The organism is Bacillus sp. EKM206B (genome assembly GCF_011066015.1).
Taxonomy (GTDB): domain Bacteria; phylum Bacillota; class Bacilli; order Bacillales; family Bacillaceae; genus Bacillus; species Bacillus velezensis.
On sequence record NZ_JAAMNL010000012.1, the window covers coordinates 19,788 to 33,766 of the forward strand.

At 45.5% G+C, this 13,979-nt stretch carries 15 protein-coding genes; 9 read left to right on the forward strand and 6 right to left on the reverse strand.

The features are described from left to right. Positions 1-57: 57 nt before the first annotated feature. The 7 genes from G9F50_RS17615 to G9F50_RS17645 all read left to right on the forward strand — a co-directional run bounded on the left by G9F50_RS17615 (position 58) and on the right by G9F50_RS17645 (position 6,717). Entirely contained in the window at positions 58-1,434 is a 1,377-nt protein-coding gene (locus G9F50_RS17615; RefSeq protein WP_060562960.1) for an MFS transporter, read from the forward strand. A 101-nt stretch (positions 1,435-1,535) separates the two neighbouring features. After that, positions 1,536-2,498, forward strand: a complete 963-nt coding sequence (locus G9F50_RS17620; protein ID WP_014417073.1) for a carbohydrate kinase family protein — start codon at positions 1,536-1,538, stop codon at positions 2,496-2,498. 232 nt (positions 2,499-2,730) lie between these two features. Then, positions 2,731-3,048: a YjdJ family protein gene (locus tag G9F50_RS17625; protein ID WP_038463695.1), complete on the forward strand. Its 318-nt coding sequence runs from the start codon at positions 2,731-2,733 to the stop codon at positions 3,046-3,048. A 114-nt stretch (positions 3,049-3,162) separates the two neighbouring features. Then, a complete protein-coding gene (locus G9F50_RS17630; protein ID WP_060562946.1) occupies positions 3,163-3,849 on the forward strand; it encodes a PspA/IM30 family protein in 687 nt (228 codons plus the stop codon). Positions 3,850-3,899: 50 nt separating this feature from the next. After that, positions 3,900-4,925: a TFIIB-type zinc ribbon-containing protein gene (locus G9F50_RS17635; protein ID WP_060562947.1), complete on the forward strand. Its 1,026-nt coding sequence runs from the start codon at positions 3,900-3,902 to the stop codon at positions 4,923-4,925. Further along, a complete protein-coding gene (locus G9F50_RS17640; RefSeq protein ID WP_014417077.1) occupies positions 4,925-5,686 on the forward strand; it encodes a TPM domain-containing protein in 762 nt (253 codons plus the stop codon). The genes G9F50_RS17635 and G9F50_RS17640 overlap by 1 nt, the downstream gene beginning before the upstream one ends. A 26-nt stretch (positions 5,687-5,712) precedes the next feature. Next, positions 5,713-6,717 carry an SPFH domain-containing protein gene (locus G9F50_RS17645; RefSeq protein WP_014417078.1) on the forward strand — a complete coding sequence of 335 codons (1,005 nt, stop codon included), beginning with the start codon at positions 5,713-5,715 and terminating at the stop codon, positions 6,715-6,717. A gap of 41 nt (positions 6,718-6,758) precedes the next feature. Here the strand turns inward: G9F50_RS17645 and G9F50_RS17650 are convergent, their stop codons facing one another. The 4 genes from G9F50_RS17650 to G9F50_RS17665 form a co-directional block, all read right to left on the reverse strand. Next, complete coding sequence (locus tag G9F50_RS17650; RefSeq protein WP_060562948.1) at positions 6,759-8,690, reverse strand: acyltransferase family protein; 1,932 nt, start codon at positions 8,688-8,690, stop codon at positions 6,759-6,761. A gap of 271 nt (positions 8,691-8,961) precedes the next feature. Continuing rightward, positions 8,962-9,822 carry an anti-sigma-V factor RsiV gene (gene rsiV, locus G9F50_RS17655; RefSeq protein ID WP_053285260.1) on the reverse strand — a complete coding sequence of 287 codons (861 nt, stop codon included), beginning with the start codon at positions 9,820-9,822 and terminating at the stop codon, positions 8,962-8,964. Continuing rightward, positions 9,822-10,319 (reverse strand): RNA polymerase sigma factor SigV, encoded by a 498-nt coding sequence (locus G9F50_RS17660; RefSeq protein ID WP_003155802.1) that lies wholly within the window; start codon positions 10,317-10,319, stop codon positions 9,822-9,824. The genes rsiV and G9F50_RS17660 overlap by 1 nt, the downstream gene beginning before the upstream one ends. A 188-nt stretch (positions 10,320-10,507) precedes the next feature. Further along, positions 10,508-11,548: a 2,3-butanediol dehydrogenase gene (locus G9F50_RS17665; protein ID WP_007408876.1), complete on the reverse strand. Its 1,041-nt coding sequence runs from the start codon at positions 11,546-11,548 to the stop codon at positions 10,508-10,510. Between the two features lie 363 nt (positions 11,549-11,911). On the opposite strand from G9F50_RS17665, the gene G9F50_RS17670 reads away from it, so the two are divergent. Together G9F50_RS17670 and G9F50_RS17675 are read left to right on the forward strand one after the other, a co-directional pair. Beyond that, on the forward strand, positions 11,912-12,280 hold the full coding sequence (locus G9F50_RS17670) for an RlpA-like double-psi beta-barrel domain-containing protein (RefSeq protein ID WP_007408877.1): 369 nt from the start codon (positions 11,912-11,914) through the stop codon (positions 12,278-12,280). A 65-nt stretch (positions 12,281-12,345) separates the two neighbouring features. Beyond that, entirely contained in the window at positions 12,346-13,392 is a 1,047-nt protein-coding gene (locus tag G9F50_RS17675) for a TolB family protein (RefSeq protein ID WP_060562949.1), read from the forward strand. A gap of 30 nt (positions 13,393-13,422) precedes the next feature. On the opposite strand, the gene G9F50_RS17680 is transcribed toward G9F50_RS17675, so the two are convergent. Both G9F50_RS17680 and G9F50_RS17685 read right to left on the reverse strand, forming a co-directional pair. Then, positions 13,423-13,581 carry a hypothetical protein gene (locus tag G9F50_RS17680; RefSeq protein WP_003155794.1) on the reverse strand — a complete coding sequence of 53 codons (159 nt, stop codon included), beginning with the start codon at positions 13,579-13,581 and terminating at the stop codon, positions 13,423-13,425. A 98-nt stretch (positions 13,582-13,679) separates the two neighbouring features. Then, on the reverse strand, positions 13,680-13,889 hold the full coding sequence (locus G9F50_RS17685; protein ID WP_007408879.1) for a cold-shock protein: 210 nt from the start codon (positions 13,887-13,889) through the stop codon (positions 13,680-13,682). Positions 13,890-13,979 lie beyond the last annotated feature (90 nt).

Below are 13,979 nucleotides of genomic sequence, written 5' to 3' on the forward strand. Positions count from 1 at the left end.
TTTGCATTCTCCCTCTTGCTTATCAAAAATGAAAACGGATTCTTGGGGTGGGAAATGATGATTGAAACAGAAAAAGCAGCGGCAGTAAAGACGAAATATCGCGGCCTGTCTTGGATGGAACGGATCGGCTACGGATTCGGCGATATGTCGTACAATATTATCTTTCAGTTTGTAAACGCATACTTATTATTCTACTATACAGACGTCGGCGGCATTAAGCCTGCGGTCATCGCAGCTTTGTTTCTTATCGTAAGGGTGCTGGACGCTATTTTTGACCCGATTATGGGCGTGATTTTAGACAAGACGAATACAAGATGGGGGAAGGCAAGGCCGTATCTTTTGTGGGTGGCGTTTCCTTTTGCGCTATTTACGTTCTTATGCTTCACGACCCCTCATTTCGGCGAGACGGGGAACATGGTTTATGCGTACATCACTTATATTCTGCTTGGGATGTCCTTCAGCATGCAGACGATTCCGGTCAACAGCTTAACGGGGCGGATGACGAATTCCGTGGAGGAACGGACGGTTCTGACGACGACCCGGATGATTTTGGTTTATATCGGAATTCTGTTATCGATTTCCTGTGCGACACCGCTTGCGGACGCCATCGGCGGGAAAGATCAGGCGTTTGGATTTCAGATGACGGCGCTCATCTATGCGGCTGTCAGCATCGCATTGAATCTGTTCAGTTTCTTTACTGTGCGGGAACGGATTCAGCCTGAAAAAAGAAAAAAACAAGGAATGAAAAAAACGTTGTCCGTTTTATTCCGAAACAAGCCTTTGCTCATTTTGGTTTCTGCATTTTTGGCGTTTGCGATTGGGTTTAACATTAAGCTCAGCACCATGGTGTACTATTTTACGTATAACGTCAGCCATAAGGAATTTGTGTTTTTAGGAACCATGTTGTTTTTCGGCGCAGCGCTGATCAGCAATCTGTTTATTCCTTTCTTTTCTGAGAAGCGGGGCCGGAAGCAGGTTATGATCATCACGGCGGCGCTATCGCTGATTTCTTATGCGGGCCTTCAGTTTACATCGTATTCTTCGCTTCCGCTTATTTTCTTTTGGCTTTTCGTTTCGGGATTTTTCACGACGCCTTTAAATACGCTTGCTTGGGGAATGGTTGCCGATTGTGTCGATTATGCGGAATGGAAAACCGGAGTCCGGGCTGATGGCGTGGTGATTTCGAGCATGAGTTTCATCAATAAGCTCGGAGTTGCGTTAGCCGGGTCATTTTCGGCCGTTTATCTCGGAATCGCCGGATATGCCGCGAATACCGATCAGACGGCCTCGTCATTGAATGCGATTAAAAATATGAATGCGCTCATTCCGGGATTGTTCATTCTGCTGTCTATTATTCTAATTTCTTTTTATCCTTTAACTGAAAAAAAATATCAGCAGATGATGTCTGATCTGGAGCAAAAGGCTGCCAGATAAGTATACGTAAAATTTAAAATATTCTATGTAAACGGTTGTATTTATAACAGAAAGCACTATACTGAAACTATAATCGAGAATTGATAAATGAGTGTGATAATGTGGGAAGCCAATCTGTTATTTGTATTGGAGAATTGTTAATTGATTTCTTTTGTACCGATGTGGATGTTGATTTGACGGAAGGGCGCAATTTCTTAAAAAGTGCCGGCGGCGCACCGGCGAATGTGTCGGCTGCCATTGCTAAGCTGGGCGGAGACGCGGCTTTCAGCGGAAAAACAGGCAAAGATCCGTTCGGGTATTTTCTGAAGCAGACATTGGACGCCGTACACGTCGATACCTCTATGCTCGTCATGGATGAGAAAGCGCCTACAACGCTTGCGTTTGTTTCATTAAAACAAAATGGGGAGCGCGACTTTGTGTTTAACAGAGGAGCGGACGCTTTGTTTACGCTGGAGGATATTGATCTGGAAAAGGTAAACGATGCGAAAATCCTTCATTTCGGATCAGCGACAGCATTGTTATCTGATCCGTTTTGCTCAGCCTATTTACGGCTGATGTCGATTGCGAAAGACAATGGACAGTTTATTTCCTTCGATCCTAACTACCGTGAGGATTTATGGAAAGGAAGAGTTTCAGAGTTTATAAACACCGCAAAAAAAGCCGTTGCCGTAAGTGATTTTGTGAAAGTCAGTGACGAAGAGCTTGAGATCATCAGCGGTGCGAAGGATCATAAAGAAGGTGTTGCGGTTCTTCATGAGATCGGAGCCGGCATTGTGGCGGTGACACTCGGGAAAAGCGGAACCCTTCTATCAAATGGGAAGGATATTGACATCATTCCGAGCATTCCGGTGACATCAATAGACTCAACGGGAGCGGGAGATGCGTTTGTCGGCGCGGCGCTGTATCAGCTGGCGCGCACCGATGAGATTCAGACGGCAGCCGATGATTTTGCGAAGCTGCGTGATATTGTCTCATTTGCCAATAAGGTGGGGGCGCTCGTGTGCACCAAAATCGGTGCGATCGATGCTTTGCCGAGCTTAAAAGAGGTTGAAGTATCACTGTAAAGTATGGAGGATGTTTCTTGAAAGTCATCGGACTTCGGGAAGCATCCTCTTTATTTAGGTCTGAAACCCTTTACGATATACGGTATACTTTAGAAAGGCATCCAGTAAATTGAACCGCTGTGAAGTACATACAATCACGTTTTTATCAGTTCTGAGTAAAACCAAGTTTCTGCTGCTGCCGTCATGTATAGTGTGACGGCCTATGATATTGAACCGCGGAGGAATGTTTTTCATGAAACATGTTTTTCTTATTGTGCAATGCGCGTTTTCTGTTTTTTGTTTTCTTTGTCTTGCCGCTGTCAATTGGTATCAGGGGAGTGAGCTTGTTTCTGATTCGTTTGATTGGAATTATACGGCTAAATTCTCAAAGCTTTTGAATGGAACGGATACGATTACAAGTCCGGAACAGATTTCGCAGCTGGATTTTTTTGTGTATGCGGCGAAGCATTATCCGTTAGTGAGCGGGTTGATGATCGGGCTTTTTATTTATTTTTTGTTCTCACTGTATCTGGTCATAAAGAATTTCCGCCGGCACAAATGGGCTGAATGAGACTATTTTCATATAAAAATACATAAATTCAAGAGAAAATGAAACTTTTTTAAAAAAAAACAGTATATATAACTATGAACTTGTTACTATTTAATTTTGGGAGGAAAATGAAAAATGAGTATTTTAGGAAGATTTAAAGACATCATGTCAAGCAATATCAATGCGCTGCTGGATAAAGCTGAAAACCCTGAAAAAATGGTTGATCAATATTTACGGAATCTGAACAGTGATTTAGGAAAAGTGAAAGCGGAGACGGCTTCTGTCATGGCTGAGGAACAGCGGGCGAAAAGAGCATTAACGGAATGCCAGGCTGATGCCGAAAAGATGGAAAGTTATGCGATGAAAGCGTTGCAGGCCGGCAATGAAGCAGATGCGCGGACATTTTTGGAAAGGAAAACGGCTGTTGAATCAAGACTGACTGAACTGCAAACGGCTTATCAGCTCGCTTCTTCCAACGCGTCTCAAATGCGCAAAATGCATGACAAGCTTGTCGTTGATATCGGAGAGCTTGAGTCGCGAAGAAATGCCATCAAAGCGAAGTGGTCTGTGGCAAAAACGCAGGAGAGAATGAACAAATTGGGGTCCTCTGTGTCAAACGCGGGCCAATCGCTGACAGCTTTCGGCAGAATGGAAGACAAGGTCAACCGGGCGCTTGATCACGCCAATGCGATGGCTGAGCTGAACGCGTCTCCGAAAGACGATATTGACGAGCTGACGGCTAAATATGACAGCAATCAAAGCAGTGTCGATGATGAATTGGCGGCGCTTAAGCAGAAAATGCTTTTCAGTAAAGATCAATAGACAGCGGGCTGCAGTTTTGTCCGATATAAAGAGAAAGTGAGAGAAACAGAATGATCATTTCTTATAAATGCCCGAACTGCGGCGATGATATGGTCTTTGACAGTTCATCCGGCACGCTGACATGTCACAGCTGCGGGCGGCAGGATCAGATTGAAAGCCTGCCAAAAGAGTATATAACGACGAGATTTTCCGAAAATGAGGCGAACGAGTACCGCTGTGAGAACTGCGGCGCAGTATTAATGACTGAGGCGGAAACGACGGCCACGACGTGCGGGTTTTGCGGAGGAGCCGCCGTTCTCGCCGACCGATTATCGGGAAATCTCGCGCCTTCGATGGTGATTCCTTTTACGATCAGTAAAGAAGAAGCCATGAGCGCTTTTAAAAAGTGGTGCCGAAACGGCCGTCTGACACCGAAAGGATTTATGACTGCCGATCGGGTGAAGAGCATAACCGGCATGTACGTGCCGTTTTGGATGTTTGACTTAAACAGCAAGGTTCAGGTCAATGCCGTTTGTACGAGAGTGCATCACTATGATGATGGAGAATACCGGGTGACGGAGACCGAGTATTACAACGCGTACCGCGATATCAATCTTGATTATCTCAAAATTCCGGTCGACGCTTCAGAAAAAATGAATGATGAATTAATGGACAAATTGGAGCCTTACTCATACAGTGAGCTGAAGGAATTTAATACGGCCTATTTAGCGGGATATATAGCGGAAAAGTACAATTATACCGATGACGATCTCTTTCCGCGGGCGAAGGATAAAATCAGCCATTATATTGATTCTTATATCAGATCCACCTTCTCCGGATATACGACGGCTGACATTACGGATGAGCAGATTCAGACCGATAAAATCAGCAGCTTTTACGTACTGCTTCCGGTCTGGATGGTCAGCTACGACTATGAGCGGGCTGAGCACATTTTTGCGATGAACGGGCAGACGGGCAAGGTTGTCGGCAAACCGCCGATCAGTGCCGGAAAAGTGGCCGCGTGGTTCGGCGGCATAACCGCCGGTGCGTTTGTAGCATTAAGACTCGTCTCACTTATGATAGGAGGCGGTTTTTGATGAAAGTATCGATAAAAAAAGCGTGTCTCTTCTGCTTCGTCCTTTTTCTGATGCTGTCTTTTTCTTTACATACATCGGCGTCTGCCGCGGAACAGAAGCAATATGTTTACGACAATGCTCATTTATTAACGAAGGATGAAACGAAGAAACTTGAGGAATTGGCCGGGAAGCTGGGGGCAAAGCGCCATACCGATTTTATCATTCTTACCGCAAACGGAACGGGCGGTAAGGACATCGAGCAGTACGCCGGTGATTTTTATGACAGTCATTTTAGCGGAAGTACGGCGATATTGACCATTGATATGAAAAATCGGGAAGTATTTATCTCCGGATATAAAAAGGCGGAGACGTATTTGAATAACAGCCGGCTGAATACGATCAGGAATACGATCTCGTCAGATATTTCCGCAGGCCATTATGAAAAGGCGTTTCAGACCTACATCAAGATGGCTTATAAAGATATGGGGAAAAGCCCGGACGACAAGTCTGACAATCTGCTGCTCACATGGTGGTTTCAGCTCATTATTGCCGCAGCCGCGGCCGGAATCGCCGTCACCGTGATGGTGTACAATTCCGGCGGCAAGGTCACCGTCACCGGCAGCACGTATATGGATCACGATACGTCTGAAGTGCTGAGCCAGCACGACACATATATCCGAACCGACGTTACAAGAGAAAAAAAGCCTGATAAAGATAATGACAATGACGGCGGAGTCACGAGGGGCGGCACGAGTTACAGCGGAAGCAAGGGAAGTTTTTAAATTATATGTAAAGGATTTGAGCATACATGGGTTTTTTCAGAAATCAGTTAGCAAATGTGGTGGAGTGGGAAGAATTCAGAGACGACATGGTTTTCTATAAATGGAACAACCGTGAAATTAAAAAAGGCAGCCGTCTGATCATCCGGCCGGGACAGGATGCCATCTTTTTATACAACGGGAAGATTGAAGGGATTTTCCGTGATGACGGCGATTATGATATCGAATCAGAAATCATTCCGTTTCTATCTACACTAAAAGGGTTTAAGTTTGGTTTTAACAGCGGCATGCGGGCTGAAGTGCTGTTTGTGAATACGAAGGAGTTCACCGTGAAGTGGGGCACAAAAAACGCCATCAACATTCCGGCGGCAGGTATGCCGGGCGGTATGCCGATCCGCGCAAACGGCACATTTAACTTCAAGGTCATTGACTACATCGGATTGATTGATAAGATTGCGGGTGTCAAAGACAGCTATTTAGTGGAGGACATTAAAATCCGGATTACGTCTATTCTCGATCAGCTTTTGATGAAATGGATCACCAGAGAAGGAAAAGACATGTTCAATCTGCAGTCGAATTCCTTTGAAATCGGAAAAGGGATTCAAGAAGATCTTGATATGCAGCTGATCGGAGACGGCATGTCGATTACGGGCTTCAATATTATGAGCTTTAACTATCCGCAGGAAGTTCAGGATATGATTACGAAAAACGCTTCTTACGGCATGGTGGGCGATGTGAACCGCTATCAGCAGATTTCCATGACGGACGGAATGTCATCCGGCAAAATGAACGGAAGCGGCGCCGCCTCAGACATGGCGGGCATGATGATGGGAATGAATGTGGCAAATCAAATGATGAACCAAATGAACCAAAATCAGCAGAACCAGCCGCAGCAAGATCAAAGTCAGCAGAATCAGGGGACGGCACCGGCGAACGGCTCGGAAGGAGCGGATAAGCCGAAATTCTGTCCGAACTGCGGAACGAAAACGGAAGGCGCGAATTTTTGCCCGAATTGCGGACAGAAGCTTGCCTGACGATATACGAAAAAGAGGCCTTTTTTGGGCCTCTTTTTTTGTCATGATTTCATTGTTTGAACGATGAGGGATGTCAGCGCTTTTGATCCCTCAGGTATGAGATGGACGCCGTCCGGTGTGAAGTATTCAGGGTGCTGCAATGCTTTTGCGTGCCAATCGACAAGCGTCACATTTTTGCGTGACTCGGCCTGCCGGCGCAATGATTCGTTTACTTTGCTTTCCCACTGCCGCGGTACACGCGTGTTGACAAGATAGATATCGGCTTTTGAAAAGGAGCTGATCAGTGATTCAATTTGGCTGTTTGTGAAATAGCCATTCGTCCCTAACTCGATGATGACCGCTTTGTTCGGCTGATTAAATGACGCATATTCCGAAGTGAGCTGGAGTGCTTGAGAGACTTGTCTTCCTACCTTTCCGTCGATGGTGACATGAGGGAGGGACTGCCGCAGGTATGACGCAATGTCCAGCATCACCGAGTCACCGATGGCCAGCACGTCTTGCTGAGGCTGTGTTTGTTTTGGATCAGCCGTTTTTTGAGATGACCGTTCCTTTTTCTCGTCGTTTTTCTTCGTATCTGATTTGTCTGCTGGTTCTTTCTTGTTTTTGTCTGACGCGGTATCCGTTTTTTCGCCGCCGTGTTTTTTCTTGCTGTCTTCTTCTTTTGCAGGCTGATCGTGATCGGCCGTTTTGTGCGAAGAGGCGGCGGTTTCTTGCTGATCATTCTGCGCGTATGTCCATTGCGGCTGTTTTTTCTCTTCGGCTATCCCTGACAGCCCGCCTGCAAATACGAGAATGGCGGCAAGAATGAGGCCGAGCGACATTCTGCTGATGACAGAGGACGTCTTCCATTCCAGAAAGCGGTTCAGAAACACGCGGCGTAAAAATGGCCGGAAGCCCGCAGAGCGGATCGGCTGTTCAATGAAATGGTAAGATAGCTCGGCGAGAATGAAAGTGGCGCCGATTCTGACGGCGCAGTGCCAATAAACCGGATTTCCGATTTCCTGCACGGGTGTGCTCAGTACGAAAACCGGGTAATGCCAAAGGTAGATTCCGTATGATCTCGTTCCGATCCAGCGAAGCGGCTTCCATGAAAGGACATGTCCCAAAAAGCTGCTCGGATGGCATAAACATGCGACAAGAACCGCTGCGGTGATGCTGATCAAAAGCATGCCGCCCTTGTACAGGAAGGGTTCATATTCATCCGTGTAAAAGACGCAAAGCAGCAGCGCGGCAAAAGCAGCAAGCTCCGTCCCGTGAAGCAGGTGTTTCATGCTGCTCGGCAGCCGTTTGGAAGATAATCGTTTCATCGGCCACACTAAAGCTAAAGCGCAGCCGATCAGCAATTCAAATGAGCGGGTATCCGTCCCGTAATAAATGCGGCTCGGATCTCCGCCGGGCACATACATCATACTCATTACGACTGCCGAACATAATGCGAGGAACATGACGGCGGCCGCAAGCCGGGTCCGTGTTTTACATATGTACATTCCCGCAAGCAGCAGGAAGGGCCATATGATATAAAACTGTTCTTCAATCGCCAGCGACCAAAGGTTTTTTAATGGCGAAGGGGAGCCGAAGCTGTCGAAATAAGAAAGCTGATGAAAGATAAACCACCAATTGCTTATGTAAAAAAGTGAGGAGACCGCATCCCCGCGTACGGTATGCAGGAGCTCGCTGTTAAACAATACGACCCAAATGACCGTCGTGATAATCATGAGATAAGCCGCCGGCAGAAGCCGCCTGATCCGGCGCACCCAAAAATCACGCAAATCAAGGGTGATGGCATTGCCTTGGGCAGGCAATATAATAGATGTAATTAAATACCCCGATAAAACAAAAAAGATATCAACACCAATGAAACCGCCGTCGGCCCAGTTAAAATTCAGATGATATGCGATAACTGCGAGGACGGCAAAGGCGCGAAGTCCATCCAGTCCGGGAATATAGCGGTGATGCAGTGACTTGTCTGACATGGTATTCCTCCAATAATGTGTGCGGAAATTCTCGCTGTTTTGCGGATGGCTATGGCAGATTTCTGTACAGTCTTCCATTTGTTCCGTTAATTAGACGCATTCGGAAGGGGATTTTGTTTCAGAAAAAATGAATGAAATGCTGTGATTTTCTTAAACTTTTCAGCCCCCGTCCGGCGTCTGTTATATGAAAAGGGTCCCTTGTGCATCTTGGCTGTTGCGGGACGAAAGAAAAAATCCATGATCTGCGGATATCATGGATTTTTTTCTTTCTTTATCTAATGTAGCGGTCTCCGACAAGCAGCTTGGAGATGACGGAGGTCGGTATTGTAAACTCTGTAACGCCCATATATCCGGGTGCCGCTTCATATTCGTCAAATGAAATAACAAGTTTGTGCTTATCTGTAATATAAAAATTCTGGTCGGCGCGGATGGCTTTAAAAGGCTCCGTCATATCATCATCTTCGACCCAGTATATTTTATTCGGATCTTCTTTCATCTGTTTTTTCATTTGTTCTTTAATATTTTCGCTGATGACTTTAATATAACGGTCATCTTTAAATAAACTCTTTAACGTAAGCACGGCCTCATTCTTTTTATCAATCGTGATGTAACGGCTTTGCGTATAAGATGAAGCTTGTGTTTTTTCGATATCACGGCGGATTGAGATCAAATCCGCTGTGTCAGTAACGGTTTCATAATCGCTGTAAATACTGAGGTGGCCTTTTTTGCTTTTTGAGGTCGCCTTCATAAATTCCTGATACAGCTCTTTGCTTTCTTTCATATAATGCCGATTGATGCTGTCTTCGAGTTTATGATCGGAAAGTCCGGACAGAGCGGGCGTTTTCACATCAATGCTTGATTGGTTCTTTTCTTCCTTCATCTCCGTGAATGTGATGGCTTGGACGACTTTGCCGATGACGGGGATTTTAGACATGGCTTGTGCGGCATCCGGATTGATATTGACAACGGCGGTAAATAAGACGGCCGCAGCGACTGCCGCGGATGTCGGCCACATCACGATTCGTTTTTTCTTCGGTTTCTGCCGAAGGGCTTTTTCGACAATGCTGTCCAGTTCCTTAGGAATGGGCACACTTTTATACTCTTCTCTTAATTGTTCTAATCTCTTTTCCATTAAGAAAGATCCTCCTTCGTCAGCTGAATGCGCATGAGCTTCAGCCCCCTGTAAAGGCGTGTTTTGACGGTGTTGATGTTTTCCCCCGTGATGTCCGCGATTTCTTCTAATTTCAGGTCTTCAAAGAAACGCAGAATGATAATGGTTTTATATTGATGCGGCAGGTCATCGAGCGCTTCGTGAAGGTCTGTGTCCTTGTAGTGATCTTCCTTTCCGCGGCTTAAAAACTCGATCGTTTCATCGTCCATCACTTTCAGTTTTTTCTGTTTGCGGAGAAAATCAATGGCCGTGCGCACTAAAATTTTATAAAACCAGCTTTTGATCACATCGGGGTTTTTGACGGATTCGACCGATGTCAGCGCTTTTTGAATTGATTCCTGAACAATATCTAACGCGTCATCCTTGTTCTTTACGTAACTGTACGCAAGCCGGTAAAAGTCTTCCTTGCGCTCAGTTATGCACGTCACAAGCGACGCTTTGGCTGTTTCGTTCTTCATTGCTTCAAAGGGCTCCTTTTTTAAAAATACGTATCATAGGCTGCTGCCTAAGGATAGACGGGACAGGGTGAAAAATAGTTTGCGCAGAGGGGATCATTTTTAAAAGGAAAAGGAAGGAAAGACGATGAGATGAAAAAAAGAGCCGGAAGGGCTCTTTTTCGGATGTGTCTGATATTCAGCTGAACGGTTTAGTTCGGTTTGACTAAGATTTTCACTTGGTTTTTCTCTTTGATTAAAGCGCCAAAGCCTTCTTCAATCAGATCGTCGAGCACGATTTTTTTCGTGACGAGCTTATCTGCTGAGAAGTAGCCCTCTTTCATCAGTGCAAGAACGGAAGGGAAGATGTCACGGTATCCGATAATGCCTTTTACGGTCCGTTCTTTGATGACGATATCGTTCGGATGAATTTCCGCTCCTTTTTCCCAGATGCTGACGATAACCGTTTCACCGGCAATGTTTGTTGACTGGATTGCCTGGCGGAGAACGACAGGAACGCCTGTTACTTCATAAGAAACATCAACGCCGCCGTTTGTGCGTTTAGCGATTTCTTCAACGACATCGTCCGTTTTTGACGGATCAATGATGATAGCGCCGAGTTCTTTCGCTTTTTCCTGACGTTCCGGTGAAAGTTCAACCGCGTAAATATCTGTGGCGCCGGCCGCTTTCAGGGCTTCAATCACAAGCAGCCCGATCGGTCCGCAGCCAAAAACTGCCGCCTTGTCGCCCGCTTTTAATTTGCTTTGGCGGACGGCGTAAAGCGCTACCGCTGACGGCTCAACAAGCGCGCCCTGTTCGTAAGAAAGCTCTTCAGGAAGCTTAAACAGCAATTCTTCGTCAACGGATACATATTCAGAAAATCCGCCGCCGCCTCCGGCTAAGCCTAAGAATCCCATTTGTTCATCAAGGTTATAGGCTCCCTGATGTCCGTGTGTGGCAAAAATCGGTTCCACGACGACACGGTCGCCGACGCTGTAATTTTTGACGCCTTCGCCCACTTCAACGACTTCTCCTGAGAATTCGTGACCCATCGTGACGGGCGCCATTTCGTTTGTTAACGGATGAGGTTTGCCGACCGGAATAAAGATCGGGCCTCCCAAATATTCATGAAGGTCGCTTCCGCAAATCCCGCACCATTTGACTTTAATTTTGACTTTACCCGGTTCTGCTTTAGGTTCATCAATGTTTTCGATTCGAATGTCTTTTTGATTGTGCCATCTTGCCGCTTTCATTGATTATCACTCCTAGTCTGATTGAAACGAGTATAGGTACATGATCAATATGAACCACGGTTAAAAGGAATAAAGTGCCTGCTTCCTAAAGCCTGATTTCTCAAAATATATCATATTATGCAACTATCAATAGGCCTTATAAAAAGTCCATATTGAATGCAGAAATACTCTATGAATATTATAACGCTAATGAATTAAATTTTGTAGTATAATTTACCATGGAATTATATAGAACGGGAAATTGTGCCATCGTTATGTGCATGTCTCATCACGTTGTAATGAACATGTAAAGTGATTGAAATATTATAATCGTCTTCTTGGTGTATAATTTTGCCTAGAATAAAGAATCAGGAGGACGAAAGCTTGAAGAAGTTATTCTTAGCCTTATTGATTTTAGCAGGAAGCACGCTGGGAGCGATCAGTTACTCTTCTGATGCAAGTGCTAAAAAAGTGAACGGAAATATTACATGGTATAATGGAGTCGGCAAAAAAGGATCTTCCGGTAAAAAACTGGGGCACTGGGATTGCGCGACAAAATTAGGATTTGACGTTCCGAGAAACGGAACGAAAATCAGAGCTTATGCGAAAGCAAAACCGAAAAAGGTTATCACCGTATACAAAAATGATGTAGGCCGTCTGCCGAATGCCGTATTGGATGTCAGCCCGAAAGCGTTCAAAGCGCTCGGATATCCATTAAGCAAAGGAAGAGTATCCGGACACTACAGCTATTAAAATAGACCATCTTAAAAAGCAAGGACACTGATTCTTGCTTTTTCTGATTGACGGAGAGATTGATAATGAAGAAGAAACGATGGATCTGGATGTTGCTGGCAGCCGTTTTGGCGGCGGCGGTCATCGCGTCCGTTTTACTGATTAAAGGAAAAAGCGACGGCGGCGGGAAAGCCGTTGTCTCCGGCGGCCATGACAAGCTGCTTGTTTCCATTACAGACAAAGATCTGATGACGAAATATTACGAGGACGGCCGCGTGCTGTACGAGGAAAAGCTTTCGGCATATCCGGCGTTTGCGCTGGATGACGCCCATCAGGTGCTCTATTTTGTCGGGAATAATGACCAAAATGAGATGCGTCTGTATAAGCTTAATCTGAAGACGAAAAAGAAGACGGTGCTTTATAAAGGAACGGCAAGCGCTGACAGTCTGTTTTTATCAAAGGATCTGACGCACATTTATTTCCGTCTCGGAAAAGCGGATGAAGATATTTTCCGTCTCGCATCTTTTGATTTGAAAACGAAACGTTATGAAAATCTGTATCCCGCCGCCAATGAGAAAGACGACAGTGTGAGCAGCTTCTTTTATAACCGCAGCCAAAACGATTTTGCGCTTCTGCATTATTCCGTAAAAGAGGATTATCAAAAAACGGATGAGGCAAATGAGAAGGGGATTGACCCTGAACCGACGAATATCAGGTTTGCAGCAGGAGCGGGCGAACACCTTCAGGATTTGACAAACCTTGAACAGTTTATCAGCGACGTGGCGGTGTCACCGGACGGAAAGAACCTTGTCTTTACATCTTATACACAAAAAGGGACGGAACAAAAAGCGTCCATCCGTCTGATGAATGTCAAAACGAAAAAAGATGAAACGATTATCTCAAACGGGAAGGACTTCGCTCCGCTGATTGATGCCCAGCCTCAGTTTTCTAAAGACGGCAGCATCATTTATTTTATGGCGGAAGCAAAAGGCGCTAAGCGTCTGAAGGATGAAACGGGGCGGAATGCGAAGGTCCGGACCATTTATGCTTATCATTTGGATACGAAAAAATGCGAAAAAGTCTGGGAAAATGACAACGGCATTATCAACAGTTTTTCCGTCATCCAATCATGAAAAAAACACTCAGCGCCCGCTGGGTGTTTTTTAATGAACAAAGCTGGCTGCGGCTGAGGCGAGCCATTTGAAAAAACGGAGAATCGGAACGGCAAAATGAAGCGTTTCGATGAATGACTGTGCGGCAAGGTTCATTTTCCGCCGTTTTGCCATTTCCTTCAGATCTTTCTGCTGCCGATCGTTTTTCATGTTCATTGCTCCTTTGCATCATAAAAGGACATGATAACGCAAAGGCCTCTCATGAGACATGGAGGCCTTCTCTATGTTGAGACTCGTAAAAGGGAGGTCTAACTTGATGCCGTTTGGTTATTGTTTTGGAGATTTACCAACGAACGGACGCCGTCGATCATTTTACTGCCGCAAAGGGGGCAAGTCGGGGTATCACTGCCGGCAAAATTCTTTCTGCTCCAGCCGATACAGTCCTCTTTTGTGCATTCCCACGTACTGACATCTTCTTTAGGCAGCGGTTCCTGATTACGTTTGTTGTAGTAAGACATAAAGTCACTTCTTCCCTTATGAATTTTCGTGCACTCCTTCATTGTCTCATACTTTTCCCTAATCTCCTAATTCCTTTTTCTATCCAGATT

Bases quoted from the DNA above. Each gene is read 5' to 3' on its own strand.
- G9F50_RS17660 (WP_003155802.1), bottom strand. From the start codon at position 10,319: ATGAAGAACGAAACAGCCAAAGCGTCGCTTGTGACGTGCATAACTGAG.
- G9F50_RS17630 (WP_060562946.1), top strand. From the start codon at position 3,163: ATGAGTATTTTAGGAAGATTTAAAGACATCATGTCAAGCAATATCAAT.
- rsiV (WP_053285260.1), bottom strand. From the start codon at position 9,822: ATGGAAAAGAGATTAGAACAATTAAGAGAAGAGTATAAAAGTGTGCCC.
- G9F50_RS17685 (WP_007408879.1), bottom strand. From the start codon at position 13,889: ATGTCTTACTACAACAAACGTAATCAGGAACCGCTGCCTAAAGAAGAT.
- G9F50_RS17680 (WP_003155794.1), bottom strand. From the start codon at position 13,581: ATGAAAAACGATCGGCAGCAGAAAGATCTGAAGGAAATGGCAAAACGG.
- G9F50_RS17625 (WP_038463695.1), top strand. From the start codon at position 2,731: ATGAAACATGTTTTTCTTATTGTGCAATGCGCGTTTTCTGTTTTTTGT.
- G9F50_RS17675 (WP_060562949.1), top strand. From the start codon at position 12,346: ATGAAGAAGAAACGATGGATCTGGATGTTGCTGGCAGCCGTTTTGGCG.
- G9F50_RS17645 (WP_014417078.1), top strand. From the start codon at position 5,713: ATGGGTTTTTTCAGAAATCAGTTAGCAAATGTGGTGGAGTGGGAAGAA.
- G9F50_RS17635 (WP_060562947.1), top strand. From the start codon at position 3,900: ATGATCATTTCTTATAAATGCCCGAACTGCGGCGATGATATGGTCTTT.
- G9F50_RS17615 (WP_060562960.1), top strand. From the start codon at position 58: ATGATTGAAACAGAAAAAGCAGCGGCAGTAAAGACGAAATATCGCGGC.
- G9F50_RS17640 (WP_014417077.1), top strand. From the start codon at position 4,925: ATGAAAGTATCGATAAAAAAAGCGTGTCTCTTCTGCTTCGTCCTTTTT.
- G9F50_RS17650 (WP_060562948.1), bottom strand. From the start codon at position 8,690: ATGTCAGACAAGTCACTGCATCACCGCTATATTCCCGGACTGGATGGA.
- G9F50_RS17665 (WP_007408876.1), bottom strand. From the start codon at position 11,548: ATGAAAGCGGCAAGATGGCACAATCAAAAAGACATTCGAATCGAAAAC.